Below are 13,309 nucleotides of genomic sequence, written 5' to 3'. Positions count from 1 at the left end.
TCTGTGTGCACTGAGGTGTCGAAAACCCGGAAAAAACGTCGCAACACGTCGCAAATTCGAGTGCACACGCCGCCTGCCAACTTTTTGATCTTACTAAAAAAATGTCTATAAATCAAGCTCATAGACTGTCCGTGGCCCCCATGATGGACTGGACCGACCGCAACTGTCGGGCGTTTCACCGTGCGCTGAGCGCGCGCGCCCTGCTCTATACGGAGATGGTCACGGCGCCGGCGGTGATCCACGGCGACCGCGACCGCCTGCTGGGCTTTGACGCGGTCGAGCATCCGGTGGCGCTGCAACTGGGCGGGTCGGACCCGGCGCAGCTGGCCGAGGCGGCGAAGATCGGCGAGGCCTATGGCTATGACGAAATCAATCTGAATGTCGGCTGTCCCTCGGACCGGGTGCAGTCGGGCCGGTTCGGCGCCTGCCTGATGCGCGAGCCGGAGCTGGTGGCCGACTGCATGGCGGCGATCAGGGAAGCCGTCAGCGTCCCGGCCACCGTCAAATGCCGCATCGGCGTCGATGATCAGGACCCGGAGGTCAGCCTGTTCGCCACGGTTGACGCCTCGGCGGCGGTGGGGATCGACAGCTTCGTCGTCCACGCGCGCAAGGCGTGGCTGAAGGGGCTGTCGCCCAAGGAGAACCGCGACGTGCCGCCGCTGGACTATGGGCTGGTGCGACGGTTGAAGCGCGAGCGGCCGCACCTGACCATCTGCATCAACGGCGGGATCGGCGATCTGGATCAGGCCGAGGCGCATCTGAAGGCCGACGACGGGGTGCAACTGGACGGCGTCATGCTGGGCCGCGCCGCCTATCACGAACCGGCGCTGATGGGGCAGGTGGATCGCCGCATCTTCGGCGAGGCGACGCCTGACGTGGACGTGTTCGAGGCGCTGGAGCGTTACCGCCCCTATATGGCTGCGCGGCTGGACGAGGGCGCCAATCTGGCGAGCATGACCCGGCACATGCTGGGCCTGATGCACGGCCGGGCCGGCGCGCGCGCCTTCCGTCGCATCCTGACCGTCGAGGGCGTGAAGCCCGGCGCGGGGCTGGAGGCCGTGGATCGCGCGGTCGAGGCCGTGCGCGAGGCCGAGGCGCGTCGGGCTCGGCTGGGCGAGACCGACGAAGCCGCCTGAACCTCAATTTCCGTCATTTTCCGGCAAGCCGCGAAGCGGCGCTGATCGGGGAACCTAGCGGCGCCCGGAGGGCGACCCTCACGCGCCGCGCCCCCGGTCTCGCCCTGCTCGCCGGGGGATGACGAAGGCCAGGGGCCCTTTCCGGTGATGACGCTGGCGGGTTGTACCGCTATGCCCAAGCTATGAGCGCGCTCCCCCTGTCCGAAATCGCCCTGATGCTCGCCGCCCTGGGTGGAGCCGGCGCAATCGCGGGCGTGATCGGCGGCCTGTTCGGCGTCGGCGGCGGCACGGTGCTGGTGCCGGCGCTGTTCTACGCCTTCTCGGTGCTGGGCGTGGGGGGCGAAAGCAATCTGCACGTCGCCATCGGCACCTCGCTGCTGACCATCGTGGCCACCTCGCTTCGGTCGCTGGCCACGCACCGCGCGCATGGGGCGGTGGACGAAACGGTCCTGAAGACCTGGACGCCCTGGGTGGCGTTCGGCGGCCTGGTCGGTGCGGCGATCGCCGGCTTCACCTCGATGGAGGGGCTGGCCGTCGTCTACGGCGCCTGCCTGCTGCTGGTCGCGACGCAGATGGGATTGACGCCCGAGCGGTTCACCCTGCGAAAGGACCTGCCCACGGGCTGGGGGCGGCGCGGCGTGGGCACGGGCATCGGCCTGCTGTCGGCCATGATGGGCGTCGGCGGGGGCAGTCTGGGCGGCATGACCATGACCCTGTGCGGGCGGCCGATCCATCAGGCGGTGGCGACGGCCTCGGGCTTCGGCCTGGCCATCGGGGCGGCGGCGGCCCTTGGCTTCACCATCTTCGGCTGGGATGCGCCGGGGCGGCCGCCCTTGTCGCTGGGCTACGTCAATGTGCCGGCGGCCGTCATCATGGGGCTGCTGACGGCGCTGACGGCGCCCTATGGGGCGCGGCTGGCGCACCGGCTGGACCGCAAGATCCTGCGCCGAGCTTTCGCCGTCTATCTGCTGCTGACCGCCCTGTCGGTGGTGCTGAAGGCGCTGTGACCGCGATTAAGTAGATGCCCGCAGGCGGGCGCTAACACTTTGCGAACAGGCGCAGGTTAGGAGCGGTGCTGAACCTCTCTCCCCGAGCCTTGAAGTCATGCTGCAGAACCTGTCCGTCCCCAAGAAGCTGATCTTGTCCTTCATGGCGGTGATCGCGGCGTGCGGGGCGGCCACCCTGATCGTCCTGTGGTGCGTGGCGTCCCTGCAGCGCGCCGATGCGGCGGACCTGACCTCGCGCGAGGTGATGAAGGCGTCGGACCGTCTGATGGCCGCCGCCGTCGAGCAGCAGAACGCCATGCGCGGTTACGTCGCCAATCGCGACCCCGGCTTCGTCGAGGCCTTCAACCAGGGCGGCGCCGATGTGAAGGCGCGGATGGCGGACCTGGCTGCGTCCGACGTCGAGGGCGCCTACGCCGGCGAGCAGCAGAGCCTGATCGCCGCCGCCGCCGCCTTTGAAAAGAGCGCCTCGGACGTCATGGCCCTGGCGCGCGATCCGGCGACCCAGGGCGCCGCCCTGGCCCAGGTCGCCACGGCGGCGCGCCTGACCGACATTCGCCAGGCGGTCGGTTCGATCCGCGAGAAGGAGGCCGTTCAGGCCCAGGCGCGCGCAGAGGCCAAGGCCTCCGCCTTCACCCAGGCCTACGTCGCCTTCGCCATCGGCGGGGTGCTGGCGCTGGGCATCGCCATGACGGCGGCCCTGTGGCTGATCGGCGCCTTGAGCCGCCCGGTGGAGGCCATGACCCGCGCCATGGGCCGTCTGGCCGGCGGCGATCTGAACGTCGCCATCCCGGCGGTCGGCCGTCGCGACGAGATCGGCCGCATGGCCGACGCCGTCCTGACCTTCAGGCAGAACGCCGAGGAGAAGGTGCGGCTGGAAGCCGAGGCCGAGGCCGCGCGCCTCGCCGCCGATGCTGAACGCGAGGCCCAGGCCGAGCGCGACGCCGAGGCCGCCCGCCAGCAGGCCCGCGTGGTCGAGGGCGTGGCCAAGGGTCTGGATAAGCTGTCGCACGGCCAGTTGGCCTTCCGTCTCAACGACCCGTTCGCGCCGGAATATGAAGCCCTGCGCGCCGACTTCAACGCGGCGATGGACAAGCTGCAGGGCGTGATGCGGGTGATCGTCGAACGCGCGGCGGCCATCGGCGCCAGCGCCCGCGAGATATCACAGGCCTCCGACGACCTGTCGCGCCGCACCGAACAGCAGGCGGCCAGCCTGGAAGAGACCGCGGCCGCCCTTGAGCAGATCACCGCCACCGTGGCGCGCTCGGCCGAGGGCGCGACGGAGGCGGGCGGCGTGGTGCGCGGCGCCCAGTCGGAAGCGGTCGAAGGACAGGCCGTGGTCGGCCGCGCCATCGCCGCCATGGGCGAGATCGAGCGCTCTTCGTCCGAGATCGGGGCCATCATCGGCGTGATCGACGAGATCGCCTTCCAGACCAATCTGCTGGCGCTGAACGCAGGCGTCGAGGCGGCCCGCGCGGGCGACGCCGGTCGCGGCTTCGCCGTTGTGGCGTCGGAGGTTCGCGCCCTGGCTCAGCGTTCGGCCTCGGCGGCCAAGGAGATCAAGACCTTGATCAACGAGTCGGGCCGCCAAGTCGGGACGGGCGTCGCCCTGGTCGGCGACACCGGCCATGCGCTGGAGCGCATCGCCGGTCAGATCCAGCGCCTGACCGTCATCGCCGAAGAGATCGCCGCCTCCTCGCAGGAGCAGTCCAGCGGTCTGCAGCAGGTCAACATCGCCGTGAACCAGATGGATCAGGTCACGCAACAGAATGCTGCGATGGTCGAACAGTCGACCGCCGCCAGCCACGCCCTGGCCTCCGACGCGGTCGAGTTGGACCGCATGATGGGCCAGTTCGCCCTGGACGACGCTCGCGATCTGGACGCCCGCGGGCGGATGCAAGCCCTGGCGCGAGCCGTGGCTTAAGCGCTGAATTCTTCCTCCCCTTCATGGGGAGGGTGGTCGCGTAGCGGCCGGGTGGGGAGGACCAGGTGATCCTGACACCCGCCGTCATTCTCGGGCTTGACCCGAGAATCCAGCGCCGCAACGCCTGAACCGTCTTGAGGGTCGATGTGGTCGCCGTCATGCCTGCTGGATTCTCGGGTCAAGCCCGAGAATGACAGCAAGATAGAAGACGCGCTCGTCCCGCCGCCCCCACCCAGGCTCAGCCACCCTCCCCATGAAGGGGAGGGAGAAGCGCGCGCCTGGCGCTTACGCCGCCGCCTTCAGCGACACCGCATCCAGCGCCTGGGTCAGGTCGGCCAGGATGTCGTCCTGATGCTCCAGCCCGACCGACAGGCGCAGCAGGCCGTCGGTGATGCCCGCCGTCACCCGCGCTTCGGGCGTCATGGCGGCGTGGGTCATGGTGGCCGGGTGGGCGACCAGGCTTTCGACCCCGCCCAGGGATTCGGCCAGGGTGAAGACCTCCAGCCGCTCGATCACCTGGCGCACCGCCTCGGTTCCGCCGTTCAGTTCGAAGCTGAGCATGGCGCCCGGCCCCGACTGCTGGCGCGCCGCCAGATCATGGCCGGGGTGGCTGGTCAGGCCCGGATAGTGGACGGCCTTGACCGCCGGGTGCAGCTCCAGAACCGCCGCGGCCAGGCCGGCCGTCGCCTGCTGGCGCTCGATGCGGGTGAACAGGGTGCGCAGGCCCCGCAGGGTCTGATAGGCGTCGAACGGCGAGCCGGTGACGCCCAGGCAGTTGGCCCACCAGGCCAGCTGTTCATGATCGGCCGGATCGGCCGCGATCACGGCGCCGCCGACCACGTCGGAATGGCCGTTGATGTATTTGGTGGTCGAGTGGACCACGATGTCGGCGCCCAGCTCCAACGGCCGTTGCAGGGCCGGCGACAGGAAGGTGTTGTCGCACACCACCTTGGCCCCCAAGGCGTGGGCGCGGCGACAGACCTCGGCGATGTCGGTGACGCGCAGCAGGGGGTTGGACGGGGTTTCGACCAGCACCAGCTTGCAGCCGTCGGCCAGGGCGGCGTCCAGAGCGGCGCCGTCGTTCTGATCGACAAAGGCGACGCGGAAATGCCCCTTCCGAGCGCGGGCGCACAGCAGGCGGTGGGTGCCGCCATAGCAGTCGTGCGGCGCGATCAGCAGGTCGCCCGGCTCCAGCAGGCTGAGGGGCAGGTCGACCGCCGCCATGCCGGTGGCCGTGACCACGGCGCCGGCGCCGCCTTCCAGCTCGGCCAGGGTTTCGGCCAGGACGTCGCGGGTCGGATTGCCCGAGCGCGAATAGTCGTATTTGCGCGGCTGGCCGAAGGCGGCGAACGAATAGTTGGACGACAGATACAGCGCCGGCATGACCGCGCCGTGGGCCGTGTCCGTATCGACGCCCGAGCGGGCGGCGATGGTGCGGGGATCGGCGGGACGGGCGCGGCTCATTGGTCGATGTCCTTCAGCACGGAGGTCAGGATGTCGGCGACCAGAGCGTCTTCCTTCAGGAAGGCGTCGTGGCCGTAGACGGAGGGGTGCTGTTCGAAGCGCCAGAGATTGGGCAGGCGGTCGGCCAGCTCCCTCATGTCGTCGATGGGGCACAGGCGGTCGGTGGTGAAGCCGACGAGGGTGACGGGGGCGGTGATCGCCTCGGGCTCGACGCGGTGGCGGTCGATGGAGTCCGACAGGCTGAGCCAGCGGGCGGGGGTGGTGCGGTCGCGATAGGCCCGGCCGCGCGCCTGTAGATAGTCGCACACCGGATAGGCCTGGCCCGCATGGCTGGGGGCCTCGGAATCGAAGCGGTCGCCGAACTCTTCCTGGGTGCGATAGGTGGTCATGGCCAGTTCGCGCGCCAGGCCGACGGCCTGATCCACGCGGCCCGTCTCCAGGCCCAGTTGCAGGATGCGGCGCTGGATGCCGCGCCAGGCGGTGGCCAGCGGGTGGGGCCGGTGGGCGGCGGACACGATCACCAGCTGCTCGGCCCAGTCGGGGAAGATCTCGCCGAAGGCCAGGGCGATCATGCCGCCGTAGGAACAGCCGACGAAGGCGGCGACCTTCTCCACCCCAAGATGGTCCAGCAACAGGGCCAGCAGCCGGGCCTGATCCTGGGTGGTGATGGTCAGCGGCGTTTTCGGCTCCTTCACGCCTTCTCCGAATTCGGGTGCGAAATCAAAGGCCAGGACGCGGAAGCGGGTCAGGTCGATCGGCGCGCGCACGCCCACGGCGCCGGACCACCAGCCCAGCCCCTTCGTCTCGGTGCGGTGGACGTAGCGGTCGGCGGAAATGCCGCCCGCGACCACGATCAGGGGGGCGTCAGCCTTGCCGTGCAGGCGGCCGATGACCTGCTTCTGGGTCAGGGTTCCGCCGAAATCCAGCTCGAAACCGTCGGGGATCGGAACCACGACGTCATGGGCCCCGTCGCGTTGCAGCAACTCGGACGGACGGCGCGCGGAAGCGGGACGACAGGCGGGCTCTTCAGCGGAAGCGGGGTCGATAAGGGCCAGGGTCATGGGTCTCGGTCACTCAGCAGATACGGCTCGCCAAGGAACCCATGCAGTGACAGACCTGTGGAGCGTCGCCTCGTCGATGCTCCACCCATCTCTCGCGGTCCTATCAGGCAAGCCCGAAGAACCCCGCAGGAGTTGGCACCGTTTCGGGCGGAACCCGATGGTTGCCCCGGCGTCAAAGGGCCTAATCCCTCAGCCGGTCTTGATGAGTGAGCTTACGGTGCGGTTGCGAAGAGCGCCGGTCAAGCGAAAAATTTCACCCCGTTTCACTGAAAGCGCCCCGGTGTGATGGTGAAATAGGCCCATTGAGGCGATGTCGCGAAAAATTATTCCGACACGGGGTTGACGCGGCGCGGCGCCCTGGCTCACCCTAAGGCACGATTTTCAACCGGACGCCGCCTGTGCCTTACCGCCTCGCCAGCATGAAGACGACTGCGATCGCCGCCTCGGCGACGGGCCTCTTCGCGTCCATGATTACCACCACCGGTACCACCACCATGCCCTTGCGGGCGGGGACCGGATGATGCGCGCCGTCTAGGCGAGACAACGCAGAAAACCGATCACCCGCCCGGACCTCCGGGCGGGTTTTTTATTGGCCCGAACCCACCTCCGATCACCGCCGACTTCTCTCGAAATCCTCCCAGATCCAGCCTTCAGGAAACCGCCCATGTCCGCCTCTCTCGCCCTCGTCGCCGATCAGTCGAAACCGGTCGCAGCGCTCGCCCCCGCCGCCGATGTGGTGGTGCTGAAGTTCGGCTCCTCGGTCCTGCGCGATGCGTCCCAGGCCCCCGCCGTCGCCAGCGAAATCTACGGCCACGTCCGCGCCGGGCGTAAGGTTGTGGCGGTGGTTTCGGCCCTGGCCGGGCAGACGGATCAGCTGCTGGCCGACGCCCGCAGCCTGGGTCTGGATCACGAGAACGAGCTGCTGCCCGCCTATGTCGTGCTGGGCGAGGAAAAGGCCGCCGCCCTGGTCGCCGTGGCTTGCGACCGGGTGGGGCTGGACGCCATCGGCCTGTCGGTGCGCGAACTGGGCATCGTCGCGGAAGGCCCGGCCCAGCACGCCCGCCCCGTGTCGCTGAAGGGCGAGCGTCTGCATCAGGCCCTGGCCGAGCATGAGGTGGTGGTGGTTCCGGGCTTCGGCGCGGTGCGTTCGAACGGCCGGGTGGCCCTGCTGGGCCGCGGCGGATCGGACCTGACGGCGGTGGTGCTGGCCGCCGAATTGGGCCTGAAGCGGGTGCGTCTGGTGAAGGACGTCGACGGCCTCTACGACCGCGATCCGGCCTCGGAAACGGGCACGCCGCTGCGCTATCGCCGCGCCAGTTGGGACACGGCGCGTCAGGTCGGGGGTGCCCTGGTCCAGCACGACGCCATCGACCTGGCCGAGGCGCGGGGCGTCGATATCGAAGTCGCTGCGCTCGGCCGCGCCGAAGGCACGATCGTCGGCGAACGCGGCGCGCCTCCGGGCCCGGTGCAGGCGGCGGCGCCGTTGAAGGTCGCCGTGGCGGGCTGCGGCGTCGTCGGCGGCGGCCTGCTCAGCCGCCTGCTGCCGGACAGCCGCTTTGAAGTGGTCGGCGTCCTGGTCCGCAACCCCTTGAAAAAACGTGACGTATCGGCGCCCGCCGAACTGTTCACCAATGACGTCGAAGCCCTGCTGGCCAAGAAGCCGGACCTGGTGCTGGAGGCCCTGTCCGAGGGGGAGGCGGGCCATGCCCTGATCCGCCGCGCGCTGGAGGCGGGCTGCGACGTGGTCAGCGCCAACAAGCAGGCCGTGGCCCGCGATCCCAAGGGGCTTCAGGCCCTGGCCGACGTCAACGGCTGTCGCGTCGCCTGGTCGGCCTCGGTCGGCGGCGGCTCGCCGATGATCGAGACCCTGCGCGCCGCCCGCGCCGTCGGTCCGGTGGTCGGTTTCGAGGCGGTGCTGAACGGCACGGTCAACTTCATGCTGCAACGTCTGGGCGAGGGGGCGACCTTCTCCGACGCCCTGGCCGACGCCCGCGCCGCCGGTTTCGCCGAGGAAGACCCCTCGTCGGACCTGGAAGGCTTTGACGCCGCGGCCAAGGTCAAGCTGCTGTCGTTCGAGGCCTTCGGCCGCTCGCCCGAGGACCTGCCGCGCGATGTGCTGGCCGCCGAGACGCCGCTGGGCGAGGCGCCGGTGCGCCAGATCGGAGCCTGCTTCGAGCGCGAGGGCGCCCTGGACGCCTATGTCCGTCTTGACGGCGCGCTGGAGGACGCGCTCTTCCTGTCGCTGAACGGAGAGCGCAACGCCTTGAAGGTCTATGGTCAGGACGGCCGGGTGTGGACGTGCAAGGGGCGCGGCGCCGGGCGCTGGGCCACGACCGAGAGCGTGCTGGCCGATGTCGCCGACGTCATGCGCGCCCGGCGCGCCGCTGCGGAGCTTGTCTAGTCATGGCCGTCTTCACGCCCGTCACGCCGCAACAGGCCGACGACTATCTCATGCGCTACCCTCTCGGCGGCCTGGTCGAACTGACCCCGATCGCCGAGGGGGTCGAGAACACCAACTATCGCCTGGTGACGGAGAAGGGCGCCTATGTCCTGACCCTGTTCGAGGGGCGGACCGAGGCCTCGGCCCTGCCGTTCTGCCTGGGCCTGACCGGGCGGTTGGCGGCGCAGGGCTTTCCGACGCCCGCGCCCGTCGCGGATCATCGAGGCCAGGTGATCGGCCGTCTGAACGATCGCGCCGCCGCCATCGTTGAATGGACGCCCGGCGCCTGGAAGCGCCAGCCGACGGACAAGGATCAGTATCGCGCCGGTCAGGTGCTGGCCCTGCTGCATCTGGACGCGGCCGACTATGACGGCGTGCGCGAGAACCCGGTCGGGCCGCGCGCCTGGGCGGACCTGGCCGCACGTTGCGATACGGTGGCCAGAGGCGAGGACCGCCGGATGCTGGAGCAGATGCAGCGCCTGCTGCCCGATCTGGCCCGGCCGTGGAGCGATCCGGCCTTGCCGCGCGGGCCGATCCACGCCGACTACTTCCCCGACAATGTCCTGTTCGCGACGAATGAGCATGGGGCGACGGATGTCGGCGGGGTGATCGACTTCTACTTCGCCTGTGTCGACGTGCTGGCCTATGACTTGGCCATCGCGCTCAGCGCCTGGGGTTTCGACGCCGAGGGACGGCCCATCCCGTCGGCTCTGCGCGCTTTCCAGAAGGGCTATGAGTCGGTGCGGCCCCTGTCGGACGCCGAGCGCCAGGCCCTGCCGGAACTCGGCGCGGCGGCGGCGGTGCGCTTCACCCTGACGCGCCTGCACGACCGGCTGTTCCACGACCCGACCAACCTGGTCACGCCCAAGGACCCGGCGCCCTTCTTCCGGCGGCTGGACTACTGGAAGGCGGCGGAGCCCGCGTAGGCCTCACATACGCGCCAGCATCCATACGGCCATGGCGATCATCATCAGGTTCTCGGTCAGCGACAGGAAGCCGAGCGGAACCTTGCTGTCCCCGCCGACGCAGGCGCACTTCAACTCGCGCCTGTCGATATAGACGGCCTTGAACACTGAGGCGGCGCCGATGCCGCCGATGAAGAGGGCTACGGGCGCGGATAGCCAGGTGAGGGCGTGGGCGGTCATCAGCACCCCCGCGCCCGTCTCTGCGAAAGGGTAGACCCAGCCGTAGGGAACCCAGCGCCGCGCCAGAAGGTCGTAGTTCAGGAACATGGTGGCGAACCCGTCCAGGTTCTGCAGTTTCAACATGCCCAGGACGCACATGCTGAACGAGATGAACCACTCAATCGTCCGGCCGGTCAGGGGCGCGCCATAGGCGGCATGGCTGGCGGCCAGCGCCGTCAGAGCCGTGACCGCGAAGACGACCAGAACGGGCGTATAGCTGGTCGCCTCGGGGTCGCGCACCCGAAGCCTGAAAAAGCGACGCAGGTCGTCGAATCCGCCGATGCGGCGCCCGTCGATGAAGGTCTGCGGCGTGGTTTTCACCCCATGCTCGGCCTTGAAGGCGTCGGTCGCTTCGCGGGTCTCCAGCCAACGGTCATCGACCTGATAACCTTTGGATTTCAGCAGGTGTCGCGCTCTCAGGCCCCAGGGGCAGACATGATCGGGCATGACCATGCGATAGAGGACTGCGACGGGACGTGTGTTGCGAGGCATCGGCGTCTCCTTCACCGATGACAACGAACCAGAACGGTTCAGGCTCCTCCGGGGATGGGGCCCTACCCGGCGAACCCCTTCACCGCCGCCAGGGCCGCTTCGGGCGTGTTCTCGATCACCGTCAGCCGCTCGGGACGGTCGCCCAGGGCGCGGATGACGGGGGCCGGTTCCGGCTCGACGCCGATGACGTCCGAGACGAAGGCGCCGAACTTGGACGGGTGGGCCGTGGACAGGGCGACGATGGGCGCGCCGTTGCGGTCCAGGCGGCGCGCGGCGGCCAGGGCGACGGCCGTGTGCGGGCAGACGACGCGGCCCCAGGTTGCATGGGCGTGGGCGATCTCGGCCTTTGTCGTCGCCTCATCGACCGATACGGCCGAAACCTCGGCGCGTAGGGCGGCCAGCAGGTCGGAGGGCAGGGTGACGGCCCCCTCGCGCGCGAAGGTTTCGAACACGGCGCGGGTCGTCTCGGCGTCGCGGCCGGAGGCTTCATAGACCAGACGTTCGAAGTTCGACGGCGCCTGAACGTCCATCGACACGCTGCCGCTCTCGACCGCCGGGCGGCGGGCGTAGACGCCGTCGTTAATGGCGCGGGCCAGGGCGTCGTTCTGGTTGACGGCGGCGACGAAGCCGGCGGCGGGCAGGCTCATCTTGCGGGCGGCGATCCCGGCGAAGGCGTCGCCGAAATTGCCGGTCGGCACCACGAAGGTCGCCGCTTGGCCCAGTTGGGCCGTGGCCGAGACGTAATAGGGAATCTGGCCCGCCAGACGACCCCAGTTGATCGAGTTGACCGAGGACAGGCGGCCCTGTTCACGCAAGGATTCCTCGGCCAGCAGGCCCTTCACCAGACGCTGGCAGTCGTCGAAATCGCCGCGCACGGCCAGATTCAGGACGTTGTCGGCCTCGACCGTCGTCATCTGCTTGCGCTGCACCGGAGAGACGCGGTCCAGCGGGTGCAGGACGATCAGCTTGATGCGTTCGGCGCCCGCAAAGGCGCGCACGGCGGCGGCGCCGGTGTCGCCGCTGGTGGCGGTCAGCAGGGTCAGGGTCTCGCCCGTCGCGGCCAGGGCCTCGTCCGACAGGGCGGCGACCAGCTGCATGGCCAGGTCCTTGAACGCCGCCGTCGGGCCGTGGAACAGCTCCAGCACGAACAGGCCGGGCTCCAGCTCGACCAGCGGCGTCACCAGCGGATGGTCGAAGCCCTTGGTCAGGCGGTCCAGGGCGCGGTCCAGCGCGCCCGCAGGCAGGGCGTCGCCGATGAAGGGCGCCATCGCCGCCTTGGCGATCTCGGCGTAGCTGCGGCCGGGACGCGTGGCGTCGGCGGGCAGGGCGGGCCAGGCCTGCGGCATGTAGAGGCCGCCGTCCGGCGCGATGCCGCGCAGCAGGGCGTCGCTGAAGCGGGTCGGGGCGGCGTCGCCGCGCGTCGAGATGTAGCGATCAGGGGAGGTCGTCATATCGGGGTCGTTTCTAGCCGCGATCCGGCGCTTCGTCATGATTATTTTGCGCATGCGAAAGGAAATTTCGCGAGATGACGCAACAACCTGGCTCAGCGGGTGGCGGGCGCACGCCTTGACCGCGCGGGGCGGGAAAAGGGGCTGGCGTCGCGCGGCGGCCCGGTTCATGTCAGACGGATGAACCGCCGTTCCCTCCTTATTCGCGCCGGGGCCGTCGCCGCCGCCGTCGGCGGCGGGCTGTGGCTGAAGGATCATGTGCTGTGGCGGCGGCCCAGGGTGACCTTCGGCGCCGATGGAACCAGCGGCTGGCTGGGCTTCGTCGTTCCCCGGACCCTGTTGCCGACGGTGCGCGTGCGCCTGGCGGGGCGAGATCTGACCGCCCTGGTCGACAGCGGGGCCCAGTATTCGGTGATCGACCGCCGACTGGTGGCGGAACTGGGGTTGGACAACCTCTTCGACATGCCCCTGATCGCCTATGGCGTGGACGGGCGCGCCCAGATGGGGCGGGGCGTGACCCTGGATCTGGCCGTGGGGGGCGCGCGCGTCGGTCGCCTGCGCGCCGGGATTCTGGATCTGGGGCCCCTGTCGGAGGAGGAGGGGCTGGGGGCGCCCCTGATCCTGGGGCAGGACCTGCTGATGGAGGCGGCGCTGGAGATGGACCTGCGCCAGCGGCGCCTAAGGCTGATTGATGCGGCCCAAAGGGTGCTGCCGTCCGCCTATCGCCCCTTGCCGGTGCGACGTTCGGGCACTGCCCTGGTCGCGCAGGCCGTGGTCGAGGGCGCGCAGGTCAAGGCGGTGGTGGACACTGGGTCGTCCGCCTTGCTGGCCCTGAGCGAAGGCGTCGCGCAATCGGCGGGCCTGCTGGACGGTCGGCCCGAGCGGGCCGGGTCGAGCATCGTCCTGGGCGGGGTGGCCAGGGCGCGGATGATCCAGGCCCGGACCGTGGCCCTGGGGGGCGAGACGTGGCGCGATGTGACGACCGCCGTCTACGCCGAGCAGGCCTTGCCCAACTATCCGGACGCCCTGTTGGGCATGGAGGCTTTCGCGGGTCGGGACGTTATTCTGGATCTCAGCGACGGACAGCTTCACCTCGCGCCGTTGATGGATGTGACCATTGTTTAGTTTTGTCCTCTCCCCGGTGGGAGAATCCGTT

The 13,309-nt window shown here is 69.6% G+C and carries 10 protein-coding genes and 1 riboswitch; of the genes, 6 read left to right on the top strand and 4 right to left on the bottom strand.

Annotated elements, in window-relative coordinates; genetic code table 11:
- The first annotated feature begins 101 nt into the window (after window positions 1-101).
- The 3 genes from dusA (at window position 102) to V8J38_RS14640 (ending at window position 4,064) form a co-directional block, all read left to right on the top strand.
- Window positions 102-1,136 carry a tRNA dihydrouridine(20/20a) synthase DusA gene (gene dusA / locus V8J38_RS14650; RefSeq protein WP_338576685.1) on the top strand — a complete coding sequence of 345 codons (1,035 nt, stop codon included), beginning with the start codon at window positions 102-104 and terminating at the stop codon, window positions 1,134-1,136.
- Between the two features lie 182 nt (window positions 1,137-1,318).
- Complete coding sequence (locus tag V8J38_RS14645; protein ID WP_338576683.1) at window positions 1,319-2,143, top strand: sulfite exporter TauE/SafE family protein; 825 nt, start codon at window positions 1,319-1,321, stop codon at window positions 2,141-2,143.
- A 97-nt stretch (window positions 2,144-2,240) separates the two neighbouring features.
- Entirely contained in the window at window positions 2,241-4,064 is a 1,824-nt protein-coding gene (locus V8J38_RS14640; protein WP_338576682.1) for a methyl-accepting chemotaxis protein, read from the top strand.
- 285 nt (window positions 4,065-4,349) lie between these two features.
- Here V8J38_RS14640 and metB read toward each other — a convergent pair whose 3' ends face one another.
- Both metB and metX read right to left on the bottom strand, forming a co-directional pair.
- Window positions 4,350-5,528 (bottom strand): cystathionine gamma-synthase, encoded by a 1,179-nt coding sequence (gene metB / locus V8J38_RS14635; protein WP_338576680.1) that lies wholly within the window; start codon window positions 5,526-5,528, stop codon window positions 4,350-4,352.
- Window positions 5,525-6,589: a homoserine O-succinyltransferase MetX gene (metX, locus tag V8J38_RS14630; RefSeq protein ID WP_338576679.1), complete on the bottom strand. Its 1,065-nt coding sequence runs from the start codon at window positions 6,587-6,589 to the stop codon at window positions 5,525-5,527. The genes metB and metX overlap by 4 nt, the downstream gene beginning before the upstream one ends.
- A gap of 82 nt (window positions 6,590-6,671) precedes the next feature.
- Window positions 6,672-6,798: riboswitch (SAM riboswitch) on the bottom strand.
- Window positions 6,799-7,253: 455 nt separating this feature from the next.
- On the opposite strand from metX, the gene V8J38_RS14625 reads away from it, so the two are divergent.
- Together V8J38_RS14625 and V8J38_RS14620 are read left to right on the top strand one after the other, a co-directional pair.
- On the top strand, window positions 7,254-8,990 hold the full coding sequence (locus tag V8J38_RS14625; protein WP_291777517.1) for a homoserine dehydrogenase: 1,737 nt from the start codon (window positions 7,254-7,256) through the stop codon (window positions 8,988-8,990).
- A 2-nt stretch (window positions 8,991-8,992) separates the two neighbouring features.
- The gene (locus V8J38_RS14620; protein ID WP_338576677.1) at window positions 8,993-9,955 is read left to right on the top strand and encodes a homoserine kinase; all 963 of its coding nucleotides are present in this window, start codon (window positions 8,993-8,995) and stop codon (window positions 9,953-9,955) included.
- A gap of 3 nt (window positions 9,956-9,958) precedes the next feature.
- On the opposite strand, the gene V8J38_RS14615 is transcribed toward V8J38_RS14620, so the two are convergent.
- Both V8J38_RS14615 and thrC read right to left on the bottom strand, forming a co-directional pair.
- A complete protein-coding gene (locus V8J38_RS14615; protein ID WP_338576675.1) occupies window positions 9,959-10,705 on the bottom strand; it encodes a glutaredoxin in 747 nt (248 codons plus the stop codon).
- Window positions 10,706-10,767: 62 nt separating this feature from the next.
- Entirely contained in the window at window positions 10,768-12,156 is a 1,389-nt protein-coding gene (gene thrC, locus V8J38_RS14610; RefSeq protein ID WP_291777526.1) for a threonine synthase, read from the bottom strand.
- 177 nt (window positions 12,157-12,333) lie between these two features.
- Between thrC and V8J38_RS14605 the strand changes: the two genes are divergently transcribed.
- Window positions 12,334-13,278, top strand: coding sequence for an aspartyl protease family protein (locus tag V8J38_RS14605; RefSeq protein WP_338576673.1), 945 nt, complete (start codon window positions 12,334-12,336; stop codon window positions 13,276-13,278).
- The last annotated feature ends 31 nt before the right edge of the window (window positions 13,279-13,309 follow it).

This window comes from Brevundimonas olei (assembly GCF_037055245.1).
In the GTDB taxonomy this organism is placed as follows: Bacteria; Pseudomonadota; Alphaproteobacteria; order Caulobacterales; family Caulobacteraceae; genus Brevundimonas; species Brevundimonas olei.
This window is presented reverse-complemented; position numbering and strand designations above follow the sequence as displayed.